At 60.1% G+C, this 22,460-nt stretch carries 19 protein-coding genes and 1 pseudogene; 12 read left to right on the forward strand and 8 right to left on the reverse strand.

The features are described 5' to 3' along the window. The 3 genes and pseudogenes from PYR71_RS22265 to PYR71_RS22275 all read right to left on the reverse strand — a co-directional run. A pseudogene (locus tag PYR71_RS22265) lies at positions 1–77 on the reverse strand (electron transfer flavoprotein subunit beta/FixA family protein); the annotation flags it as partial. Between the two features lie 98 nt (positions 78–175). Next, positions 176–781, reverse strand: a complete 606-nt coding sequence (locus PYR71_RS22270; RefSeq protein ID WP_275620856.1) for a dimethylsulfoniopropionate lyase — start codon at positions 779–781, stop codon at positions 176–178. A gap of 59 nt (positions 782–840) precedes the next feature. Next, positions 841–2,877, reverse strand: a complete 2,037-nt coding sequence (locus PYR71_RS22275; protein WP_275620857.1) for an NADH:flavin oxidoreductase — start codon at positions 2,875–2,877, stop codon at positions 841–843. A 145-nt stretch (positions 2,878–3,022) separates the two neighbouring features. Between PYR71_RS22275 and PYR71_RS22280 the strand changes: the two genes are divergently transcribed. The 7 genes from PYR71_RS22280 (at position 3,023) to PYR71_RS22310 (ending at position 9,748) form a co-directional block, all read left to right on the forward strand. Continuing rightward, the gene (locus tag PYR71_RS22280; RefSeq protein ID WP_183934466.1) at positions 3,023–3,652 is read left to right on the forward strand and encodes a TetR/AcrR family transcriptional regulator; all 630 of its coding nucleotides are present in this window, start codon (positions 3,023–3,025) and stop codon (positions 3,650–3,652) included. A 13-nt stretch (positions 3,653–3,665) separates the two neighbouring features. Next, positions 3,666–4,460, forward strand: coding sequence for a pyrroline-5-carboxylate reductase family protein (locus tag PYR71_RS22285; protein ID WP_275620858.1), 795 nt, complete (start codon positions 3,666–3,668; stop codon positions 4,458–4,460). 68 nt (positions 4,461–4,528) lie between these two features. After that, positions 4,529–5,530: an ABC transporter substrate-binding protein gene (locus tag PYR71_RS22290; protein ID WP_183934468.1), complete on the forward strand. Its 1,002-nt coding sequence runs from the start codon at positions 4,529–4,531 to the stop codon at positions 5,528–5,530. A gap of 95 nt (positions 5,531–5,625) precedes the next feature. Continuing rightward, positions 5,626–6,513 carry an ABC transporter permease gene (locus PYR71_RS22295; protein WP_183934469.1) on the forward strand — a complete coding sequence of 296 codons (888 nt, stop codon included), beginning with the start codon at positions 5,626–5,628 and terminating at the stop codon, positions 6,511–6,513. Continuing rightward, positions 6,506–7,585, forward strand: coding sequence for a quaternary amine ABC transporter ATP-binding protein (locus PYR71_RS22300; protein ID WP_275620859.1), 1,080 nt, complete (start codon positions 6,506–6,508; stop codon positions 7,583–7,585). Before PYR71_RS22295 ends, PYR71_RS22300 begins: the two co-directional genes overlap by 8 nt. Positions 7,586–7,631: 46 nt before the next feature. After that, positions 7,632–7,967 carry a hypothetical protein gene (locus PYR71_RS22305; RefSeq protein WP_275620860.1) on the forward strand — a complete coding sequence of 112 codons (336 nt, stop codon included), beginning with the start codon at positions 7,632–7,634 and terminating at the stop codon, positions 7,965–7,967. Positions 7,968–8,749: 782 nt separating this feature from the next. Then, positions 8,750–9,748: an AraC family transcriptional regulator gene (locus PYR71_RS22310; protein WP_275620861.1), complete on the forward strand. Its 999-nt coding sequence runs from the start codon at positions 8,750–8,752 to the stop codon at positions 9,746–9,748. Between the two features lie 54 nt (positions 9,749–9,802). Here the strand turns inward: PYR71_RS22310 and PYR71_RS22315 are convergent, their stop codons facing one another. The 3 genes from PYR71_RS22315 to PYR71_RS22325 form a co-directional block, all read right to left on the reverse strand. After that, complete coding sequence (locus PYR71_RS22315) at positions 9,803–10,078, reverse strand: hypothetical protein (RefSeq protein ID WP_275620862.1); 276 nt, start codon at positions 10,076–10,078, stop codon at positions 9,803–9,805. Beyond that, entirely contained in the window at positions 10,075–12,369 is a 2,295-nt protein-coding gene (locus PYR71_RS22320) for an FdhF/YdeP family oxidoreductase (RefSeq protein ID WP_275620863.1), read from the reverse strand. Before PYR71_RS22320 ends, PYR71_RS22315 begins: the two co-directional genes overlap by 4 nt. A 109-nt stretch (positions 12,370–12,478) precedes the next feature. Beyond that, positions 12,479–14,407: a diguanylate cyclase gene (locus PYR71_RS22325; protein ID WP_275620864.1), complete on the reverse strand. Its 1,929-nt coding sequence runs from the start codon at positions 14,405–14,407 to the stop codon at positions 12,479–12,481. A gap of 592 nt (positions 14,408–14,999) precedes the next feature. Here PYR71_RS22325 and PYR71_RS22330 point away from each other — a divergent pair. The 3 genes from PYR71_RS22330 to PYR71_RS22340 all read left to right on the forward strand — a co-directional run bounded on the left by PYR71_RS22330 (position 15,000) and on the right by PYR71_RS22340 (position 17,158). Continuing rightward, a complete protein-coding gene (locus PYR71_RS22330) occupies positions 15,000–16,037 on the forward strand; it encodes an aldo/keto reductase (RefSeq protein WP_275621039.1) in 1,038 nt (345 codons plus the stop codon). A 173-nt stretch (positions 16,038–16,210) separates the two neighbouring features. Next, positions 16,211–16,597, forward strand: a complete 387-nt coding sequence (locus tag PYR71_RS22335; RefSeq protein WP_210314472.1) for a DUF1236 domain-containing protein — start codon at positions 16,211–16,213, stop codon at positions 16,595–16,597. Between the two features lie 225 nt (positions 16,598–16,822). After that, the gene (locus tag PYR71_RS22340) at positions 16,823–17,158 is read left to right on the forward strand and encodes a hypothetical protein (protein ID WP_275620865.1); all 336 of its coding nucleotides are present in this window, start codon (positions 16,823–16,825) and stop codon (positions 17,156–17,158) included. A gap of 132 nt (positions 17,159–17,290) precedes the next feature. On the opposite strand, the gene htpG is transcribed toward PYR71_RS22340, so the two are convergent. Next, the gene (gene htpG / locus PYR71_RS22345; RefSeq protein ID WP_275620866.1) at positions 17,291–19,177 is read right to left on the reverse strand and encodes a molecular chaperone HtpG; all 1,887 of its coding nucleotides are present in this window, start codon (positions 19,175–19,177) and stop codon (positions 17,291–17,293) included. A 262-nt stretch (positions 19,178–19,439) separates the two neighbouring features. On the opposite strand from htpG, the gene PYR71_RS22350 reads away from it, so the two are divergent. Together PYR71_RS22350 and PYR71_RS22355 are read left to right on the forward strand one after the other, a co-directional pair. Beyond that, complete coding sequence (locus tag PYR71_RS22350) at positions 19,440–19,877, forward strand: DUF2231 domain-containing protein (protein ID WP_183934479.1); 438 nt, start codon at positions 19,440–19,442, stop codon at positions 19,875–19,877. Then, complete coding sequence (locus PYR71_RS22355) at positions 19,877–21,445, forward strand: PQQ-dependent sugar dehydrogenase (RefSeq protein ID WP_275620867.1); 1,569 nt, start codon at positions 19,877–19,879, stop codon at positions 21,443–21,445. The genes PYR71_RS22350 and PYR71_RS22355 overlap by 1 nt, the downstream gene beginning before the upstream one ends. A 146-nt stretch (positions 21,446–21,591) precedes the next feature. On the opposite strand, the gene PYR71_RS22360 is transcribed toward PYR71_RS22355, so the two are convergent. Then, complete coding sequence (locus tag PYR71_RS22360; RefSeq protein ID WP_275620868.1) at positions 21,592–22,431, reverse strand: PA3715 family protein; 840 nt, start codon at positions 22,429–22,431, stop codon at positions 21,592–21,594. Between the last annotated feature and the right edge of the window lie 29 nt (positions 22,432–22,460).

Below are 22,460 nucleotides of genomic sequence, written 5' to 3' on the forward strand. Positions count from 1 at the left end.
ACACCCGTGCCATCCGGCTTCACCCGGATCTTCACGTTGTAGTCGACAACCCGTTTGACGGGCACGAGAATCTTCATCTGCAATCCCCTTTGTTATTCCGAATGCTGATCCCTATAGCGCCGGACGTCTTTTCAGATGCGCACAGGACCCTGCAAGGTTGAATCTGCGCATCGCGCTAGTGCGGCCGTTCGGCAAGCAACGCCCAGAAGGCAAAGAGCGGCGTGTCGACCGACCTCATGGCATGTTTGATCCCTGGGACATTATAGAACGATCCGCCGATGCCAGGCGAAAACCAGTTCCCATCCCCCTGCCTGAACTCCCCCTCGGAAAGCACGAGATAGACCTCCTCCGGCGCATGATCATGATCCGGATAACGCACATGCGGCGCCATCAAGGTCACCCCGAGCCACAAGTCGCTCCGCTCCTCCAATCCGCCGGGGCCGATGATCATCGCATTGGCATGCCCATCGGCAAAATTGTCGCTCGCCGAGTGGTCATACTTGGTGCGCCGACGCCATTCAAGCATTGGCTCGATGCCTTTGAACGCCTCGATCAATCGTCCCAGCGAAGGATCATAGGAGCTATCAATCGCGAGCGCCACATCAAGGTAAGCGCAGACCGGCAACCGGCTTCCGCCGCCCGCACGTGCGATCCCCGGGTGCCCCAGCGCCACGAGAAACTGCCGGATCGAGCGCCGGGCTTCCGGGGCTGTCGCAAACCTCTGGAAAGTCTGAGACGCTGCGTCCAGGAAAAGCTGCAGGCTCTCCCCGCGTAAACTCATGCCATCCCCTCCCTAGAACAGACGATCTTAGCCCGGCCAGCCGGTGGCCTCTGCTGCAATCATATATCTTTTGCGAGACGCAGGCCGTCATAGACGGCGGCATGCGTGTTGCGCGCAGCGACAGCGTCGCCGATCCGGAACAGCTGGAATTTGCCCTCGGGATTGCGAACGACCGACTGCGGTTCGCCGGCCAGAAGCTGGTCGTGCGACATCTCGCCGAGGTTACTCGAACTGGGCTTCAGCTCGAAATAGAGCTCATCGAGCGGAATGGTCCCGTGATTGACAATGATCTGATCGTAGCTGCTTTGCTTGGCAATCCCGCCGTAATCGCTGCCGACATGGGCGACAAGCTGATTGCCGCTCTTTTCGACCGCGTCCAGGCGATAGGTGACGGTGAAGGTCACGTCATGCTTCTGAAGGGAGCGCATATAGGGCACGAGGTTCATTGCCATCACCTCCGGCGCAAAGGACCGGTCGGGCGTCATGATCTCGACCTTGGCGCCCGCCTTGGCGAGAAATTCCGCCGCCTGGAGGCCGGCATGGTCGCCGGCATCGTCAAAAATCAGGACGTTGGTGCCAGGCTTCACGTCGCCGGAGATGATGTCCCATGAGGAGACCACCAGCTCGTTGCCCCTCGAAAGAACTTCAGTATGCGGCAGGCCGCCGGTCGCGATAACGACGACATCGGGGTTTTCGGCTTCGATCGTGTCGGCTTCCGCCCAGGTGTTGAAGTGGAAGGTCACGTCGTATTTCTCGCACTGGCTCATGCGCCAGTCGATGATGCTGATCATCTCCCTGCGGCGTTCGCTTTGGGCGGTGAGGCGGATCTGGCCGCCGGGATTGTTCGCCGCTTCGAAAACGACGACCTTGTGACCGCGTTCCCCGGCGACACGCGCGGCCTCAAGACCGGCCGGACCGGCGCCGACGATAACCACCTTCTTCTTCACATCGGCCTTCGCCAGGATATGCGGCATGGTCAGTTCGCGGCCGGTGGCGGCATTGTGGATGCAGTAGGCGGCTCCGCCCTGATAGATGCGGTCGAGACAGTAATTGGCGCCGACGCAGGGCCGAATTTCCTCTTCCCGCTTTTCGATGATCTTGCGAACGATGTGCGGGTCGGTCATGTGGGCGCGGGTCATTCCGACCATGTCGACCTTGCCGGCCGCGATCGCGTGGCGGGCCGTGGCGACATCCGGGATTTTCGCCGCATGAAAGGTCGGAAAATCGGTCGCGGCGCGAATTTCGCCGGCGAAATCGAGATGCGGGGAATTCGCCATTCCCTGGATCGGGATCACGTCTGTCAGACCGGCGTCGGTATCGATGTGGCCGCGGATCACGTTCAGGTAATCGATGAGGCCGCTCTCCTTCAGTCGCTTGGAGATTTCGATGCCTTCGGCCTTGCCCGTACCGCCGGAAAGACATTCGTCGGCAGTATAGCGCAGGCCGAGAATGAAATCGTCACCCACCCTTTTCCGGATCGCCTTGAACACGTCGAAACAGAAGCGCAGACGATTGTCGAGCGAACCGCCATAGGGGCCATCGAGCTCATTGGTGAGCGGAGACACGAATTGGTCGATCAGGTGGCCGTAGGCCTCGAGTTCGACACCGTCCATGCCGCCCGCCTTCATGCGCTCGGCCGCATCGGCGAAATCCTTGATGATGCGCTCGATGTCCCAGTCTTCCAGCTTCTTCGGGAAGGCGCGATGGGAGGCCTCGCGATGATGCGACGGCGCCACAACCGGCAGCCAATCGCCCTTGTCCCAGCGCGTGCGCCGGCCGAGATGGGTGAGCTGGATCATGATCGCCGCCCCCACCTCGTGCACCGCATCGGTCATTTCCCTGATCCAGGGCACGATCTCGTCCTTATAGGCGAGCAGGTTATTGAAAACCGGCGGGCTGTCCTTGGAAACGGCCGCCGAACCTGCCGTCATCGTCAGGGCTACCCCGCCCTTTGCCCGTTCCACCGTATAGGCGCGATACCTTTCCTTCGGCATCCCGTCTTCCGGATAGGCCGGCTCGTGCGAGGTGACGATGATACGGTTGCGCAGCTTCAGATGCTTGAGCTGGTAGGGCTGAAGGAGAGGATCATTCGACATGGGCCGTGGTTCCGATTAAAAACGACAGGGGGACGCTAAGCGCAATGTACATATGTGTCAACGCAGAAAACACACTGGTCGCTGTTTTGGACACATATGTACATTTTTCTTGTGCGCCGCCTCGTGATTTGATAGGAGATAATTCATGGATCAGGCTTTGAATGACACTGGCTGGCGCGGATCGCAGGAGGGGTGGCTGGAAGCAGCTTACCACTCCCTGCTCGAATCGGGCGTTGACTCGGTGAAAATTCTGCCGCTGGCGAAGAAGCTCAATCTCTCGCGAACGAGCTTCTACTGGTTCTTCAAGGATCGGGAGGAATTGCTGAGCGCATTGGTGGCGCGGTGGCGCGACAAAAACACCGGCAACATCATCAAGCAGTCCGAGGCTTACGCGGAATCGCTGGCCGAGGCGATGCTCAACGTCTTCGATTGCTGGCTCAACACCGATCTCTTCGACGCGAAATTCGAGTTCGCCATCCGCAGCTGGGCGCTGCAGTCGGACGAGCTCTTGGCTGAGGTTCAGCAGGCCGACCAGATCCGACTCGAGGCGCTGAAGCGCATGTTTATGCGGTTCGGGATACCAGAAACGACATCAGATGTCAGAGCGCGAACAACATACCTCGTGCAGATCGGGTACATCTCCATGCAGTCGAGGGAGGATATCGCCGTCCGCATGAAACGGATTCCGGAGTATATTGCGATCTACACGGGCGAAGTGCCACAGCAGAGAGAGCTTGACCGCTTCTTCTCTCGGCACGGCTATAGGCCCAGTTAGAGGAAGGCCGGAGATGAGCGTTTCCTTGAGGATCGGTATAATCGGTGGCGGCGGCTGGCTTGGCGGGGCAATCGCCGGCTCGATCATTGATGCCGGCCTGGTTGATTCTCGAAATCTTTGCCTCTCCTATCGCGGCGAGCAGCCGTGCCGCTTCCCGAACTCCTCCTGGACTTCGGACAATCAGGCGCTTGTCGACCGCTCCGACGTGATCATTCTCTCCGTTCGCCCCGCTGACTGGCATGGCCTGAGGGTCGATGCCGGCGGCAAACTGGTCGTATCAGTCATGGCAGGCATCCGACTGGACGCCCTCTCAGAACGCCATAACACCGGTCGCGTCGTCCGCGCGCTGCCGAACGCTGCCGCCGAAGTGGCCAGATCCTATACGCCCTGGATCGGCGCGAGCGGTGTCACGGCAGATGACCGGGCCATTGTCGGCGCCATTTTCGAGGCTTGCGGGGCACAGGACGAAGTCGCGAGCGAAAGCGACATCGACTACCTCACGGGCCTATCCGGATCCGGTCCGGCATTTCCGGCGCTGCTCGCTGCCGCCATGATGAGCGACGCCGTCGCCCATGGCCTTTCGGCCGAGATTGCGCGGCGCGCCGTCAATACGGCGGTGGTCGGCGCCGGCCACCTGCTGGAACGTCGCGACGAATCTCCTGACGATACCGTTGCGGCCTTTCTCGACTATCGCGGCACCACCGCGGCAGCCATCGTACGCATGCGCGACGCCGGGTTCGAGGCTGCGGTGGCAGATGGACTATCGGCAGCATTCAAGAAATCGGTGAGTATGGGAGACGCTTCCTGACGACCGTTGAGGGTGGGTACTGCGGCACCCCACCTGGCTCGATCAGCCGCTAAATAGAGGGAACGAGAATGAAGAAACTACTTGCATCGACATGTTTGACGTTCGGCCTGCTTGGCGGCGCGTCGTTTGCCAGCGCTGCCGAATGCGGCACCGTCACCATCGCCAGCATGAACTGGCAGAGCGCCGAAGTTCTCTCCAACTTGGACAAGTTCATCCTGAACGAAGGTTACGGCTGCAGCGCCGACATCACCGTCGGCGACACCGTCCCGACGATCACGTCCATGGCCGAAAAGGGTCAGCCTGATATTGCTCCTGAAGCCTGGATCGATCTGCTGCCTGATGTCGTCAAGAAGGGCACGGAAGAAGGCCGCATCGTGCAGGTCGGCTCGCCGCTGCCGGACGGCGGCGTGCAGGGCTGGTGGATTCCGAAATATCTCGCCGACGCCCATCCCGACATCAAGACCATCGGCGACGTGCTGAAGCATCCGGAACTTTTCCCTGATCCGGAGGACCCGAAGAAGGGCGCCATCGTCAACGGCCCGCAGGGCTGGGGCGGCACGGTTGTCACCTCGCAGCTCTATAAGGCCTTCGGCGCAGAGAAGGCCGGCTTCACGCTCGTCGACACCGGCTCTGCCGCCGGCCTCGATGGTTCGATCGCCAAGGCCTATGAACGCAAGGAAGGCTGGGTCGGCTACTACTGGGCACCGACCGCGCTGCTCGGCAAGTATCAGATGGTCAAGCTCGAAGCCGGCGTGCCGGAGGATTCGGCCGAATGGAAGCGTTGCATCACCGTCGCCGACTGCCCCGATCCGAAGCCCGCTTCGTGGCCTGTCGATCACGTCGTGACCCTCGTCGCAAAGCCCTTTTCTGAAAAGGTCGGGCCCGAGGTCATGGATTATCTGAAGAAGCGCTCCTGGAGCAACGACACGGTCAACAAGCTGATGGCGTGGATGACCGACAACCAGGCGACCGGCGAAGACGGTGCCAAGCACTTCCTGGAAGAAAACAAGGACATCTGGACCAAGTGGGTCTCGCCGGAGGCCGCCGCGAAGATCGAAGCTGCTCTCTAAAGCCAAAAATTGCGGTGCGCCAAAAGCGCACCGCTTCTCACGCGCCGACAAAATCAAAAAGACTGCCACGGCTGTTTGACGAAAGGGGAACCGAGATGGAATGGTTTTACAAATTCCCGCACATGAATGATGACGCGCTTCGCAATCTGAAGAAGGCGATCGACGACGGCTTTCGCGGATTTACCCGCAGCTATGGCGACGGCATCGAAAGCCTGTTCGTGCCGCTGCAGCATTTCCTCATCGCCGCCGAGCGCTTCATGACGCAGACGCCGTGGCCGATCATCACCGCGATCATCCTCGCCATCGCCTGGTTTGCCAGCCGCAGCCTGAAGGTTGTCGCTGGCTGTCTGGTGACGCTGATGCTGATCGGCTATTTCGATATGTGGGACGACACGATGCGGACGGTCTCGATGATCTTCGTCTGCACGGTTCTTTCCATCGCCATCGGCATCCCGATCGGCATCCTGATGGCCCGCTCCGACCGGCTGCAGCGCATCGTCAATCCTATCCTCGACGTCATGCAGACCATGCCGAGCTTCGTCTACCTCATCCCGGTCGTCATGCTGCTCGGCATCGGCAAGGTGCCCGGCCTGATCGCCGTCGTCATCTACGCCATCCCGCCGATGATCCGCCTGACCGATCTCGGCATCCGGCTCGTCGACAAGGACGTGCTCGAAGCTGCCGACGCTTTCGGCACCTCGCGGTCGCAGAAGCTGTTCAAGGTGCAGCTGCCGCTGGCGCTGCCGACCATCATGGCCGGCATCAACCAGACCATCATGATGGCGCTCGCCATGGTGGTTATCGCCTCGATGATTGGCGTCCAGGGCCTTGGCCAGCCGGTGCTGAAAGCAATCGCCAACCAGTACTTCACGCTGGGCATTTTCAATGGCCTTGCCATCGTCGGCATCGCCATCATCTTCGACCGGGTCAGCCAAGCATATGGCAAAAGGCTCCAGAAGCATCGGGAGACCGTCCATGGCTGAGCAGCATTTCGGCGGCATCAAGATCCGCCACCTCTACAAGATCTTCGGCCCCAACCCCGCCGCCCATGTCGAGGCGGTGCAGAAGGGCCTGACGAAGACCGAGCTCAATCAGAAGTACGGCCACGTCCTCGGCCTCCGCGATATCAATATCGAGATCCCCTCCGGCGGCATCCAGGTCGTGATGGGCCTTTCGGGATCGGGCAAATCGACGCTGATCCGCCACATCAACCGGCTGATCGACCCGACATCCGGCGAAGTGCTGGTCGACGGCGTCGACGTCGTGAAGATGAATGAAACCGAATTGCGGACGTTCCGTCGGCAGCAGACGGCGATGGTGTTTCAGAAGTTTGCGCTTCTGCCGCACCGCAACGTCCTCGACAACACTATCTTTGGCCTCGAAGTGCAGGGCATGGAGCGGGCCAAAGCCATCGATATCGCCATGCGCTGGCTGGAGCGGGTCGGGCTCAAGGGCTTCGAGCAGCGCTATCCCAACCAGCTTTCCGGCGGCATGCAGCAGCGTGTCGGCCTGGCGCGGGCGCTTGCCAACGATGCGCCGGTGCTTCTGATGGACGAGGCCTATTCGGCCCTCGACCCGCTGATCCGCACGGATATGCAGACGGTGCTTCTCGACATCCAGAAGGAAATCAAGAAGACCATCGTCTTCATCACCCACGATCTCGACGAGGCGCTGCGCCTCGGCGACCAGATCGCCATCCTGCGCGACGGCGAAGTCATCCAGCAGGGCACCAGCCAGGACATCGTGCTGCGCCCGGCCGACGAATACATCGCCAATTTCGTCAAGGAAGTGAACCGGGGACGGGTCGTCCAAGTCGAAGCCGTCATGACGCCGGTGCACGCCGGTGCGGCGCCCGTCGGCTTGGCGATTGCGGCCGGAACGACGGTCGAAGAAGCCGTCCGGATGCTAGCCTCGACGCCGGCCGACGATGCCAGGGTGGTTTCACCATCGGGAGAAACCCTGGGGCTCGTCACCTTCCGCCAACTAGCCGGCGCGATGGTGAACTCGCATGAGGTGGCCGTCCGGCGCGACAACACTCTTTCGGTCGCACTCTGAAGCTTAGCGCGGCGTCTCTCGGCTCGGTCGGCGACACCGATATTCGGTGCGCCGCTATGCATACAACCGGATCGTCTTCGGAGCGCATTTGGCAAAACAGGGCACGGCGTGCTTGGTGACCAGCACGTCGCCTATTATGCCGATCGCGTCATCGGGCGGCGCCGGGATAGTCTTGGCCGAGCCGATGCCGGTTCTACCGCCGCTGTGCTTTGTCGCGGCGACAACAGCGTTATTCCTCATTCAAAAAGGCAACGACCGCAATCAGGCAAACTGGTGCGGTCGCCAGCTCTACCACGTCGGCGCGCATGGCGATTCAGCAATTCGTACCGCACCAGGCAACCTCTGCTTTCTACGAGGCCGGCGAGTCGCATTGGAGCTCTGATGCCCAGTGGCAAAGTCGCCAGAGCAATGCGCGGGCCTATACATTTTGCGCAGGACCAGTCCAGACTGCGTAGCGAAAAGCCGATCGACCGACAATATCGACGCGCGACAATTGCTCCATGGCAGCCGAACACTAAAGTAATCGTGACCGGGGCCATGATGGTCGACGGTCTGAAGCAACCCCCCCTGTCGATAACCCCAAACGATGGGAGGGGCTCATCCATACGCACTCCATCCCGTGCGTATGACAACTGCCTGTCAGCCTGCCGAAGGCTATCTCGAGCGGTCCACTTTAGAACCTTCGGCAGGCGACTTTCGCATGGCGCGTCGGAGCGCCGTCTGCGCAAGCTGGCTAATCGTTTCACCATCGGATTATCACCAAAAGCGGCAGCGCCAAGGCTTGCCAAGGACTGCCGGTTCTGTCAGATCCTGCCGACCGGCCAGGAAAGTCCGACCGATGGGCATTGTCGATAAAGCATTAGAAAATTTCCCTTTTCCAGCATCTGCCAGGTTGGGTGCGGACTCGAATTCGCTTGGCCGAACAGCTTTCGACGTCCGCATCAGGTCGAAGCTTCGCCGCTGCGCCGCCACCTGCTGCGCTGAGCCCTCATTTTCGCTAATATACGAACCGGGCTCGCCCTTCCGTCCGTCCATCAGGCCCTGACGAAAGCGCGGAGGAAAAGGCGATGTCAGCAACTGTGACCAGAAAGAGGGACGTACATCATCTCCATATTACCGACGCCTCGCGCGTCATATTGGATCAGAAGAATTTGCGGGAACAGCATGACGGAAAACAGCGCAAAGCCATTCTCCTTTCGATTCCATGGTTCGTCCTTCGACAACATGGTGGAAACGCTCGGCGGTGCGTTTGGCGCGTTTGATGCCGAGCCCGTCGGCCGCGCCAAGGACTTCCATTGGGGACTGGATTTTTCGGTGGCGAACAGCGCGGTCCTGCTGACCGGCTATCATGAGGCGGAGTTCCAGTTCAACATCGAGCCGACTGCCAGCACGGCCGAATATCTGTCGCTGGTCGTCCCGCGTCGCGGCGGCATGGGGGTGACCTATGGGGCGCGCAAGGCAGAGGCCGGGCAAGGAAAATTGCTTCTATACAACAATTTCGAACCCGACAGCGTTCTCATGCATGGGCAAGGGAACGTCATCGACGAACTGCTGATCAACTGGCCCGTTATCCTTCAGACAATCGGCCAGACGTTCGAAATGCCGTTCAGCGGATCGCTCGACCTGCTGCCGGAACTGGACCTGTCGACACCGGTCGGCCGGACGATCGGCAATCTCACCGAAACGATCATATCAGGGATGCGCGACGACGGCCCCTTACTGCAATCGCCGATCGCCATGGCGCACATGACGCAGGCGCTGGCCGATCTGGTCGTGCGCATGGTGCCGCACCGGCTTTCGCATTTCCTCGACAAGGGGCCGGCGCTGATCGCTCCGAGACATGTGCGCAGGGCAATCGAGTTCATGCAGGCCAATATCGATCAGCCGATCACCATGCCGAAGGTGGCCGAAGCGGCCGGCGTCTCGAGCAGGGCGCTCGAAACGGGTTTCCGCGCCTTCAAGGGAACGTCTCCCGCCGCCTATCTGCTGATGCTTCGCCTGCGCGCGGCGCGCCAGGACCTGCTCGATCCCGAAAGCAAGGAGACGATGAAGGCCGTCTGCCTCAAATGGGGCTTCTTTCATTTCGGCCGCTTTTCCGCGGTCTATAAAACGACCTATGGGGAATACCCCTCAGACACGAGGAAGCGCGTGAGCGGTCGATAAGCCGGCCGGTATCGCCGACATCGCAACTCGCTGCAAAATATTGCGAGACCTGCTTCAGGACTTCGCCAATCTGTAGAACGCTCGCATCGTCCTCGGATCCCGCTTGACGATCTCAAGCGTGTCATCACGCTCGGCGAGCGCGTTGAGTTCCCGCAGCACGAGCGCATGCGCGATCCCCAGAGCGCGTGCGAAAGAGCGGCTGTCGGATGCGACCTCGAGCTCCGCTGCGACGAGCAGGCCGGCCTGTATCGAGGTCAGCCCGGCATCCCTGTCTTGCGCTGCAGCGACAAGGTCGAGAAATCGGCCGGCGTCGGATGCCTCTTCGCTCACGCGGCATTTCGCCGACGGAAGGAAACCATGATCGATTTCGAGGTCGGCGTGTCGCTTTCCTCGCCGGCGCTGCCAAGCGGCACGAGCACGTTCAGCTCGGGATAATAGCCGGCGATGCTGCCCCGCGGAATGTCATAGGGGACGAAGCGGAAATCCGGCGCGATGCGCTCGATACCGTCATCGTGCTCGCCGACCACATCGACGCGGTCGCCGGCCTCGGCATTCATCGCCTTCAGATCTTCAGGATTTATGAAGATGACCTGCCGCTCTCCGTAGACGCCGCGGTATCGATCGTCGAGGCCGTAGACCGTGGTATTGTACTGATCGTGCGAGCGGAACGTCTGCAGGGCGAAGCGTCTCTCGCTTTTTCGCGCGCGCTGATGCACCGTCTGCTCGGGAAGCGCCTGGCAGGAGAATGACGCTTTGCCAGTGGGCGTCTGCCACTGCCGATGGGCGGCGGCATTGCGCAGATAGAAACCGCGCGGTTTGCGCAGGCGCCTATTGTAGTCCTCGAAGCCGGGAATGGTCGCCTCGATATGATCGCGGATGCGATCGTAATCCTCGGCAAGTTCCGCCCAGTCGACCACGGAAGGGCCGACCGTCGCTTGCGCAATGCCGGCAATGATGGCGACTTCCGAGAGAAGATGCGGTGAAGCCGGACGATTGATGCCGGCGGAACCATGCACCATGCTCATCGAATCCTCGACGCTCACGAGCTGGGAATTGCCGGCAGCGTTGAGGTCCATCTCGGTCCGTCCGAGGCACGGCAGGATAAAGGCCGCCTCGCCGGGCATCAGATGCGAATGGTTCGGCTTGGTAGCGATATGCACCGTCAGTTTCAGCCGCCGAAGCGCTTTCTCGACGAGGGTGCTGTCGGGTGTGGCGCGAGCGAAGTTGCCGCCAAGCCCGATGAAGGCCTCGGCCGAGCCGTCGAGCATCGCCCCGATCGCGGCAAGCACGTTGTGGCCGTGCCGGCGCGGGACAGTGAAGCGGAAATGCGTCTCCAGCGCATCGAGGAAATCGTCCGACGGCTGTTCGTTGATGCCGACAGTTCGGTCGCCCTGCACGTTGGAATGGCCGCGCACCGGGCAAAGGCCGGCGCCGGACCGGCCGATATTGCCGCGCAGGAACATGAAGTTGGCAATCTCTCGGATCGTCGCCACCGAATGCAGATGCTGCGTCACGCCCATCGCCCAGGTGCAGATGACCCGGTCGGCAGCGATATAGACATCGGCCGCCCGTTCGATCTCCTCTCGGCTCAACCCCGATTGATCTTCGATGTCGGCCCAGCTCGTCGCCTCCACTGCCGCCCGGTATTCGGCAAAACCTGCGCAATGTTCGACAAGAAAGGCATGATCGAGAACCGGCGGCAGACCGGAGGCGACGGCCGCGTCTTCCGCAGCCAGCACGGCCTTCGCCATCCCCCGCACCGCAGCCATGTCGCCGCCGAGTTGCGGCTGTAGATAATGGCTGGCGATATCGGTCGAACCGCCCCGCAGCATTTCGATCTTGTCCTGCGGATCGGAGAAGCGCTCCAGGCCGCGCTCGCGGATCGGATTGAAGACGACGATGCACGCGCCGCGAAGCGCTGCCCGGCGCAGGTCGCCGAGCATTCTCGGATGGTTCGTGCCGGGGTTCTGTCCGATCACGAAAATCGCGTCGGCCTTCTCGAAATCCTCCAGCAGAACGGTGCCCTTGCCGACGCCGACCGCCTGGCGCATGGCGATGCCGCTGGCCTCGTGGCACATGTTGGAGCAATCGGGAAAATTATTGGTGCCGTAGACGCGCACGAATAACTGATAGAGGAAGGCGGCCTCGTTGCTGGCCCGGCCTGATGTATAGAATTCCGCACGATCGGGATTATCGAGGCCCTTGAGAATGCTGCCGATCTCGGCAAAGGCATCCTCCCATGCCACCGGCAGGTAGCGGTCGCTTATTGAATCGTAGCGCATGGGGTGGGTAAGGCGGCCGTTGAGCTCAAGCTCGTAATCCGACAGCCGGCGAAGCTCGGATACCGTGTTTTCCGCAAAGAAAGCCGGCGTTGCCCGCTTCTCCGTTGCTTCCCAGGCGACGGCCTTGACCCCGTTCTCGCAGAACTCGAACGACGATCCGTGTTCCGGATCGCCCCAGGCGCAGCCCGGGCAATCGAACCCATCCGGCTGGTTCGCTTTCAGCATCGTTCGCGCCCCGGCGATCGGCATCCCGCTTTGAAGCAACTGCTTCCCGCAGCTCTTCAAAGCACCCCAGCCTCCGGCCGCCGCCGATTTCTTGCCAATGAATTTTGTGTCCATGCCCGTGTATTGTCGAAGCGGGACAACCATCAAGGCCATACAAGCGATGGTTTGATAGAAAAATCCTATCGAGCGCCCCGCAGTCGGGGGAGGTGAACAGGATTTCGGTCTAACCGGTTTCCTTCAGCGCATGCCCGTTCTCTCGCGAATGGGCCAGGATGCGATTGCGGCCTTGTGTCTTGGCCTCGTAGAGCGCGGTATCGGCCTCGGCGAGCAGCCGGTTCGGGCTGGCGCGCAGTGTTGCTCCGGTCGCACAGGATATACCGATACTGGCTGTGACCCGCCCGAATTCGCTGCCGGAATGAAGGATATTCTCGTTGGTCAGGCGACGGGCGAATTGCTCGGCGACGATCATTGCCCCCTTGGCGCCGGTATCGGGAAGGAACACCACGAATTCCTCGCCACCATAGCGCGCGACGATGTCCGCCGGCCGGCTGACCGATTGGCGCAGACATTTGCTGACGACGCGCAGGCACTGGTCTCCGGCCGGATGCCCATAGGTATCGTTATAGGCCTTGAAGCGGTCGATATCGACCATCAGCAGGCTGAACGGCGTGTTTCTCCGGGCGCTGCCCGCGGTCTCACGCGCGAAGATTTCATCGAAGGTGCGGCGATTGACGATGCCGGTCAGCCCGTCGGTCTCGGCCAGATTCTTTAGCTGTTCCGCCGTCAGCCTGAGCGCGATTTCTGCCTGCTTCGTCGCCGTGATGTCCGAGACGACAGCCATCGCCGTGCCGTCATCTGCAAGTCGTGTCCGGATGCTGCGCCAGTCGCCGTTGTGAAGCTGAACCTCTTCGTCCTTGTTGCTGTGCAGGGAAGCTGTGGCGGCCTTGATCCACTCTTCCACATCGCCTTCCGGGATACCCTGCCGCTCACCGGTTTCGACGACGCGGCGCAGGATGTCGCTGATATGGGCGCCGACCACCCGGGCATCTCCAGATAGCGGAAAGGCGCTGCGGTACTGATCGTTGCAGAAGACAAGAAAACCCCTGCTATCGTACATGGCGATACCATCGGACATGCCGGCCATGGCATGCGACAAGAGGTTCTTGCTTTCGCGCAATTCCCGCTCCAGCGCCGTGCGTTCGGTCACATCACGTGTCACGCCGGCAAGGCCGATCACCCGGCCCTGCCTGTCCCGGAGCGGCACCTTGGAGGCAAGCAGGAATCTGCCTTCAATATATTCGGTGGAATCGATCAGTGGCAATCCAGTGTCTATGACCTGCTGCTCGAGATAATAGAGTTCCTCGGCGAGCGGCCGCGACATCAGATTGAAATCCGACAATCCGATCATCTCCGCCGTCGTTCTGAAACGGAAGAGGCGGGTCATGTTTTCATTGACGGTGATGAACCGGCTGTTTCGGTCCTTCACATAGAGATAGTCGGGCGATTGCGAAAATGCTGTGACCAGAATGCTGCGTTCCAACTCCCATTGCCGCGTTTTCAAGAGGACGAAACCGCCCAGCACGGTCGCCAGACAATTCAAAGCCGTCAGCGGAAAACCGACGCCGGCCAGCACATGAGCGGTCACGAGAGTGGGAAGTAGGGCCATTGATGCGACCAGCGCGCCGCCGAGGGCAAGGCTCACCACAACAACGTCCGTGAAACCGGGAGATCTCTTGCGCGTCCAAACATGACCGGCCACACCGATGCCGGCGGTGATAGCGATTGTGACGATCCCGTCGATCATTGCCGTGCCGCCGACGGCAAAGCGAAAGGCGGCGGCCAGTGAAGCTGCAAAGGCCGCAGCGATCGGCCCCCCGAACATGCCGGCCAATGCAAGCGGTGCAAATCGCAGATCGATATAGATCCCGGGATCAAATTCGATGGCGAGCAATGTGGATCCGATGGAGGCGCCGCCGGCTATGATTCCGAAGGCGATCCTCTCCTGCATGAAGGACCGACGCTGAAACTGAATCGAAAAGAGCGCCCAGAGCGACATTGCCAAGGATACGAAGGAAAGGTTGCCACCAAAATGTGTCCAGATGCCATTCACTGCGTTGGATCCACCTTCCAAACCATGTAACGAACCTGTCATACGACGATACTGGTTTGAGCTTCGTTAAACCTGAGGGCCGACGCCTCGTTCGCTGGCAAATGCACCGAAATATTCAAGCTTTCGACGCATAAGGAAGGCACAACTAGAATCAGTTGCTGCGAGGTTGGCGGTGAAGGGTTCCTGCCGAGCGCGAGCCCATCGCTTGCCTGCCGCCATCCAATATGCCCGCCTCTTGCAAGTCGTTGCCGGCGAAAGCGCCCGGCGCCGCGCCGCTGAGGGCGGCCACGTAGTGGATGAAATTTCCAACCTGCGGTTCGATTCCACTCCAGATGCGTTATTATCTAGAATGCAGCGGAGCGCGCGGCGGCGGCGAGAAATGGTACCCACAATATTGCTGAGGAGTTCTCCATCATCTTCTTGCGGGCATGATGCCGACACCGGCGCTCGTGCGTGACCGACAATTTCTGCCCACGTGGCGATCCATGGTGTGCCGCGGTTTACCGAGGTTCACCCTCGCCATGGTCCGGTATGCCATGGCTGATCCATGGCGTCGCCGACCAACCAAAGCCGTTCAGGCACAGCGCATTTGTTCGAGCGGGAACGGCAAGATGAACATAGGAGCGCGGACGACATGAAGACGCGACATTGGGATCGCAGGGGAAACGGCGGCCTCACCTTTACCGAACTCGGATTTGGCACCGCGCCGCTCGGCAATCTCTATCGGGCTATAAGCGATGAGGAAGCAGCAGCCGTGGTGGATGCAGCGTGGCAATATGGCATCCGTTACTTCGACACCGCACCGCTCTACGGGCTTGGCCTTGCGGAAAGGCGCGTCGGCCGTTTCCTTGCGAGGAAAAAGCGCGAAGACTTCGTGGTTTCGACAAAAGTTGGCCGCATCATGAAGGTCTGCCGACCCGATGAGCGGACCGGCATCGGCAAATTCTTTGATACGCCCAATCGCAGGGAGATTTTCGACTACAGCTATGATGGAGTCATGCGATCGCTGGAAGCATCCTTCGAACGCACGGGTCTCGACAGCTTCGATATTCTGTTCGTGCACGATCTCGACGTCTTCAATCACGGCACGCCGGAAGCCTGCGACCATTACGTCGAGCAATTCATGACCGGTGGATATCACGCAATGATCTCGTTACGCGATCAGGGCGTCGTGAAGGCCATCGGCGGCGGGATCAACGAGTGGGAGATGTGTCAGACGCTCGCCGAGCGAGGGGATTTTGATCTGTTCCTGCTTGCCGGACGCTATACATTGCTTGAGCAGGACGCCTTGGAATCCTTTCTCCCCATGTGCGAAGCCCGCGATATCGGTATAGTGCTCGGCGCTCCCTATAATTCCGGCATTCTGGCCACAGGACCGATTTCTGGCGCACAATACAATTATTCCGACGCCCCGTCAGAGATCCTCGACCGAGTTCGGCGAATAGAACAGGTCTGCCGAGAACACCACGTCGCTCTGGCAGACGCCGCTCTCAATTTTCCGCTCAATCATCCAGCCGTCGTTTCGGTCATCCCGGGTGGTCAGTCGGTTGATCAGGTAACATCAAACCACCGCGCGCGAAACACGCCCATTCCCTGCGAGCTGTGGGAGGAGCTGAAAGCGCTGGGTTTGATGCGGGTTGACGCGCCCGTCCGCGAAGACTCCGGGCGCTGACTTTACAGAGGCCAGGGAATTGCCGCGGTAACACCAAGGACGACCGCAATCCCCTGCCCGCGCAGAGGACCGCGCCTCCCGAAGCCCTGCCGCAACATCCGACCTAGGTCCGATGCGCGGAACAAAGCGGACCGTGCCGCTTTTCTGGTCCACCTGTAACAAGGAGAAGCATTATGAAAAGCATTATTCTCGCAGCGGCAATCAGCTGCATCGCTGGCTCGGCCTTTGCCGACGGTGCGGTCACGGGCATGGTCGGCGGTGCCGCGACCGGCGCCATCGTCGGCGGCCCGATCGGCGCCGGGGTTGGCGCCGTGGTAGGTGGCGTAACGGGCAGCGTGATCGATCCTCCGCCCGCCCAGGTGGTAACCTATGTCCAGCAGGCTCCGGCCCCGGCGGAGCAGGTTATCGTCCGGGAACCGGTGAAGGTGGGCGTTGCGCTGCCTGCTGACGTCGTGGTCACTCCGGTCCCCGACAATCCTAAGTATGGCTATGTCGTCATGGGCCAGGAGCGCGTGATCGTCGAGCCGCAGACCCGCAGGGTGGTGCAGATCATCGAGTAGTGTCATCCGGCGGTTTAAGAGTGACAACTCCCCCGGATGCTTGCGGGCGTCGGCTTAGCCGGCGCCCGCTCATTTTTGACGAGCGGGAGGCTCAGTGCGACCTCCGATGGAGCTTTTGCAGTTTAGTAAGCCTCATCTAATTTACGCTTAAGTTTTAGTTAAAATACGATTCACTCTGTTTGCAGGTGACAAGAGACGTTTTGGCGGTTGACGCGTTAACGCGCTATGCAGCAACAGACCTACCGCCGATGGCAGATCTCCGCCGAAAACGCGACAAGTTACCGCGCCAAATTCAAGCTGGCGACGGAGATCGTGAAATCTGACATGTCGTCTCGCGAGATCCGGCGAGCCGCCCGGCGTGTCGTTCGTACGCTTGAGACCGTAATCGATCTTCCCATTGCCAGCGCCGATATCCTGAGAAAGGCACACGAGCGCTTTGGAGTATTGACGGAACTCCTGCTGTCAACAACCGATCCTAAGGCCAGTAACGAAAAGAACTATCCGGAGATTCTCATTCTCTGCATTGACCGCGACAGCGAACCAGTCGGACTTTGGCCGTGAAGGGCTGGCAAGACCCGGCTCCGCGGCCTTCATTTCCACCGCGTTTGTCGGCGGCGCTGTCGCCGGGAGACTCCTGGCGACAGCCGCGACGAGTGGCGCCTGTTTCGAGCTTGTGCGCCGAACAAGCCCAGTTTAGGATCGAACAGACCTCTGGAAGACTCTCGCCAGCCGTTCCGCGAATTTGCGGGGATCTTCCGGCCGGTCGCCGTCCAGAATGCGCGCCTGGTCGAGCAGCAAGAATGTTGCGTCCTCCTGGTAAGAGGCATCGTTCTCGACCGCAGCAACAGCTCTGACCAAAGGATGTGCCGGGTTGATTTCCAGAATAGGCTTGGCGGCGCCTTGGAGACGACCTGCATTCTGCAGAATCTTTTCCATCTGCCTGTCATAACCATCCTCCGGCGCAACGAGGCAGACCGCGCTCTCCGTCAGCCGGTCGGATGCACGGACATCGGCGACTTGAGCGGCCAGTTTCTCCCTGGCGAAGCCGATGAACGTCGCCAAGCCGGCGCTATCCTGTTCCTGCGGTATTTGACCATCGGCGGTTGGAAAGCGTGAAAGATCCGCAGCTCCTTGCGTGATGGACTTGAATACCTTGCCTTCGAACTCCGGTGCGTTCACCACCCAGAAGCTGTCGACCGAGTCGGTCAACAGCAGCACTTCGATGCCGCGCGCCCGAAAGCCTTCCAGCTGTGGCGATGCCTTCAACTGGTCGAGGCTGCTACCGGCAAGATAGTAGACGGCATTTTGGCCTTCTTTGGCGTCTTTGACGTATTCGGCCAACGAACGGTAGCCGTCGACCGACGTCGAGGTGCGAAAGCGCGCAAGCGCCATCAGTTGCGTGCGCCGTTCGTAGTCTTCGTAAACGCCTTCCTTCAAGACAGCTCCGAAGTTCTCCCAGAACTTGAGGTAGGTCTCCGGCTCGCTATCGGCCAATTTTTCGATCGCGGTGATGACCCGATTCGTGACGCCTTTGCGGATCGCCGCCAGGATCGAGCTTTCCTGGATCATTTCGCGAGAAACGTTGAGCGGCAGATCGGCCGTGTCGACCAGCCCCCGGACAAAGCGTAGATATCTCGGCATCAGTTCCGCGTCGTCGGTGATGTAGACGCGCTTGACATAAAGCTTCATCCTCCCCTTGCGCTCCGGGTCAAACATATCGAACGGCTGTGTTCCCGGCACAAACGCCAGAGCCGTGTATTCATGCCGGCCTTCGGCACGGAAGTGCACGGTGAGGGCAGGCTCGTCGTATTGACCGGACACCCCGCGGTAGAAGTCGGTATATTCTTCCTTGCTGACTTCGCTCTTCGATTTTGTCCATAGCGCAGTGCCGTCGGTAATCTGGACGGGTTCGCTGTCCGGCTTTTCGATAAGGCGGATTGCGACGGGAACATGACCGGATTGCTCTTTGACGATCCGCTCGACGGTCCACCTGGAAGTGTATTTCTTGGCATCTTCCATCAGATGCAGGACAATGCGCGTGCCGCGCTCCGGCGCCTCGGCAAGATCTACCGGGCCGACGCTGTAACTGCCCTTGCCGTCGGAGGACCATTTCGAGGCTTGATCCGAGCCGGCGTGGCGGGAGACAACATCGACCCGATCCGCAACCATGAAGCATGAATAGAAGCCGACGCCGAATTGCCCGATCAGTTGAGCGCCTTCACCGCCCTTGCTCGCTGCTATGCGATCCATGAAAGCCCGGGTTCCCGACCTCGCAATCGTCCCGAGGGCCTCGATCATTTCGTCGCGTTGCATCCCGATGCCGTTGTCATCCACGACGAGCGGTCGGTTCTCTTCGTCGAGCGACAGCGTGATACGGCTCTCGGCATCAGATCCCAGCAGCGCCGGTGTCTCGATCGCCTCGTAGCGAAGCTTCTCGCAGGCATCGGCTGCATTCGAGATCAACTCGCGCAGAAAGACGTCCTTGTCCGAGTAGACGGAGTGGACCATCATATGCAAAAGGCGGGCGACATCGGCCTCGAAGACGTGGCTTTCGACATTCTGTTCGACACTTGTCGTCATGTGCTTGGATTCCCCACAAGATACGGAATTTTTCCGCCGATCAATTGGCGAAACCGGGCGCAAAATTCAAGGGCTGAAGCGGATGCAAAGCACGCGAAGCATGCTGCGCCGCTGCACTGCCGAGCCTCTGACAGACGGTCCAATGGCATATGTTGATATGTTGTTCTTGGATCGCGCCGATTGGCCGTGGCTGCGGTGGGAACTAACTCGGCGTTGTGCGGTTGGTAGGCAAGTCGAAGCTCTCTTCGCCAAGGAGCATGCCATGGCTATCTTTTCCGCCAGAAGTCGCGACGCGGCCGCCTATCCCATACAGTCGCTCTTTATCCCATTTCCCTTCGTCTGCTTTACGCTCGCGTTGGCGACCGATATCGCCTTCTGGCAAAGCGGCAATCTGATGTGGCAAAACTTCTCAGCTTGGCTGCTGTTTGCCGGCCTCGTTTTCGGAGCGCTTGCAATTCTGGTGGGAGTCTTCGATCTGCTGCGTCCGCGGACTCGGCCTTTGCGGCCGACCTTCCTGTCCGCCCTCCTATACCTCTTGATATTGGTGCTTGCGGTCACAAACAGCCTTGTGCATGCCGGCGATGGCTGGACCGCGGTGGTCCCCTACGGGCTGGCGCTGTCGGCTGTTACCTTCTTGTTGTGCCTGGTGACTGCGGCCGTGTCTGCTCGCAAGTATGCCCGACTGGCCTGGAGAGTGTGATGATGAAGACCCATATCCTCGCCGCGTCGATCCTGTCGATAGCGAGTAGCATCGGCCTCGCGGCCTATGCGCAGAGCGAAAATTTCGATATTTCCACGCAGATCGGACCTAATCCAGTGCTGCCCGAGCCGGCCACGTCTCTGCTCGCTGATCTGAAGGTGGCGGAGGTCGTTGGTTGGAAAGAAGGCGAGACGCCGGCGGTCGCGGATGGATTGAAAGTCACTGCGTTTGCCAAGGACCTCGCCAATCCGCGCACCGTGCACACCCTGCCGAATGGCGACGTGCTGGTCATTCAATCCCGGGGTCCATCCGGTGAGCCAAGATCACGGCCAAAGGATTTCATACGGGGCTGGATCATGTCGATCGCTCATGGCGATAGTGGCGGCCAGCAGAAGGAAAGCAATCTGATCACGCTGCTGCGCGACACGAACCGTGACGGCATTGTAGATGAGAGGCACGATCTCCTGAAAAAACTGGAGTCGCCCTTCGGCGTGGCTTGGATAGACAATACGCTTTATGTAGCCTCGACCAGCGCCATTCTCGCCTATCCCTATTCACTCGGGCAGAATGAGATAACCGCCCCGCCGAAATTATTGACGCCTCTGCCAGGCGGCCCGATCAACCATCACTGGACAAAGGATCTTGCGCTCAGCCCGGACGGAAAGATGCTGTACGTTTCAGTTGGTTCGAATTCGAACATCGCCGAAAATGGTCTCGAAGCGGAGAAGGGTCGCGCCGCGATCTGGCAGGTTGACCGGAACACCGGCGCCGCGCGCGTCTTCGCCTCCGGTTTGCGCAATCCAAACGGCCTCACCTTCAACCCCGATAACGGCGTCCTCTGGACTGTCGTCAATGAACGTGATGAGCTGGGTCCGAACCTCGTTCCCGACTACATGACGTCGGTCGAGGATGGCGGCTTCTACGGCTGGCCCTGGAGCTATTATGGCAAGCACGTCGATCCGCGCGTGCACCCGCCGCGCCCCGAGATGGTCGATAAGGCGATCCCGCCGAAATATGCCTTGTCCAGCCACGTCGCGGCCCTCGGGCTGACCTTCTCCAAGAATTCGGCGCTGCCGGCCGCCTACGCCAACGGCGCCTTCATCGGCGAGCACGGCAGTTGGAACCGGGACAGCTTCAACGGTTACAAGGTGGTCTACGTGCCGTTCGAAAATGGCCAGCCTTCAGGCAAAGCGCAGGATGTGGTAACGGGCTTTATCCAGGGAGATAAGGCGAAGGGACGGCCAGTCGGCGTCGGCATCGACGGTACAGGAGCACTGCTTGTGGCCGATGACAGCGGCAGCACCGTATGGCGCGTCGCTTCGGCCGACGGCAAGGTCACCCCTCAACCGATCGGTACAGATCAGGTTTCGATTAATTCCGCCGCAGCGACCCCTATTGGCAACAATCCTGCGGTCGGAACGGAAACGACAGGATCAACTGCTCAACCCCGGACGCCGCTGGCTGCGCCCGGAGCTCCGTCAACCGATACCGAAATGAACCCCGGGAAAGACGACGCGCTCCAGCCTCCGCAGATGCAGATCGCCCCAGCGACAGGTCCCGAACTCTGACGGCACGTAGTAGGTGACAGGGATGTGACATAGCACAAGACGTGGGCGGCGTTCACCGGCATCAGCCGCGCAGCACTTCAACGCTTCGATGATGAAGCCGCATATGGGTCACGCAGGCGGAAGGATCCCGTCCCGGTCAGCTCCTCCTAATCGACCCGCTTCAGGTCTTTGGGAACGCCATATCCCGATCCGCCGTACTGCAGCCGGTGCTTGTCGATCGTCGTCTTATCTTCTCTGTTGCAATCATTATTCGTTCCGACCCTATTGACGGATGTCGTCGTTTTCTCGGTGACAACGATGTCGGCAACCGTGGCTTTCGCTGATGGAACCATCGAAAGCATGCGCGTGGTTTCGCTAAACTCACCGGCGCAGACGGTATCCCATTCTCCGTGATTTTCACCGACGACGATGTTGTCGAGAACCGGTTTCAGCCCATCACCTTCGATCGCGAAGAGCCATAAGGTCGTTTCACCGAATGGATTGGCACGCGAGCTGCCTTCCAGCGAAACACGCAGGCCGAAAGCCGTTCTCTTCGGAGCGAGCTGATAGCGTGCGGTATCGAAGGCGACGCTTCTTACCCGAACGGCGTCGTCGGACATCAGGCCGCCAAGACGCAGCCGCTGCCTTAATTGCAGGTTGCTGCTGTCGACGACGAGCAGTTCGATATCACCTTCGTTTTCCGAATCCGACTGCTTTGTCATCAACGGAACCGCAATCAGCGTCAGCTGGGGCTGAGCCGGCCAAACCCGGCAGATCACCGCATGCGGATCGCCATCAACACTATCCCTCTTGGATAGCGTGATGGTTGTCCCCTCGAACAGAAGAGTACCATCATCGGCGTTTGTCGCGCTCGGATAGGCTCGCCGAATGATGTCTGCCGCACGGCCGGCGCATTCATTCTGTTCCGCCGATGCCGCCGGAGCGCCGAGCCCGATCAGGACGATCGGCGCGAAGAACAAGGTTCGGACGTTCGAAAACCGCTTCATATTGATCCTCAGCAAAACCAGCCATGCAA

This window comes from Rhizobium mulingense, assembly GCF_029194105.1.
GTDB lineage: Bacteria > Pseudomonadota > Alphaproteobacteria > Rhizobiales > Rhizobiaceae > Rhizobium > Rhizobium mulingense.

Coding starts and splice junctions, on each gene's coding strand:
- PYR71_RS22270 (WP_275620856.1), bottom strand. CDS start 781: ATGAGTTTACGCGGGGAGAGCCTGCAGCTTTTCCTGGACGCAGCGTCT.
- PYR71_RS22275 (WP_275620857.1), bottom strand. CDS start 2,877: ATGTCGAATGATCCTCTCCTTCAGCCCTACCAGCTCAAGCATCTGAAG.
- PYR71_RS22280 (WP_183934466.1), top strand. CDS start 3,023: ATGGATCAGGCTTTGAATGACACTGGCTGGCGCGGATCGCAGGAGGGG.
- PYR71_RS22285 (WP_275620858.1), top strand. CDS start 3,666: ATGAGCGTTTCCTTGAGGATCGGTATAATCGGTGGCGGCGGCTGGCTT.
- PYR71_RS22290 (WP_183934468.1), top strand. CDS start 4,529: ATGAAGAAACTACTTGCATCGACATGTTTGACGTTCGGCCTGCTTGGC.
- PYR71_RS22295 (WP_183934469.1), top strand. CDS start 5,626: ATGGAATGGTTTTACAAATTCCCGCACATGAATGATGACGCGCTTCGC.
- PYR71_RS22300 (WP_275620859.1), top strand. CDS start 6,506: ATGGCTGAGCAGCATTTCGGCGGCATCAAGATCCGCCACCTCTACAAG.
- PYR71_RS22310 (WP_275620861.1), top strand. CDS start 8,750: ATGACGGAAAACAGCGCAAAGCCATTCTCCTTTCGATTCCATGGTTCG.
- PYR71_RS22320 (WP_275620863.1), bottom strand. CDS start 12,369: ATGGACACAAAATTCATTGGCAAGAAATCGGCGGCGGCCGGAGGCTGG.
- PYR71_RS22325 (WP_275620864.1), bottom strand. CDS start 14,407: ATGACAGGTTCGTTACATGGTTTGGAAGGTGGATCCAACGCAGTGAAT.
- PYR71_RS22330 (WP_275621039.1), top strand. CDS start 15,000: ATGAAGACGCGACATTGGGATCGCAGGGGAAACGGCGGCCTCACCTTT.
- PYR71_RS22335 (WP_210314472.1), top strand. CDS start 16,211: ATGAAAAGCATTATTCTCGCAGCGGCAATCAGCTGCATCGCTGGCTCG.
- PYR71_RS22340 (WP_275620865.1), top strand. CDS start 16,823: ATGCAGCAACAGACCTACCGCCGATGGCAGATCTCCGCCGAAAACGCG.
- htpG (WP_275620866.1), bottom strand. CDS start 19,177: ATGACGACAAGTGTCGAACAGAATGTCGAAAGCCACGTCTTCGAGGCC.
- PYR71_RS22350 (WP_183934479.1), top strand. CDS start 19,440: ATGGCTATCTTTTCCGCCAGAAGTCGCGACGCGGCCGCCTATCCCATA.
- PYR71_RS22355 (WP_275620867.1), top strand. CDS start 19,877: ATGATGAAGACCCATATCCTCGCCGCGTCGATCCTGTCGATAGCGAGT.
- PYR71_RS22360 (WP_275620868.1), bottom strand. CDS start 22,431: ATGAAGCGGTTTTCGAACGTCCGAACCTTGTTCTTCGCGCCGATCGTC.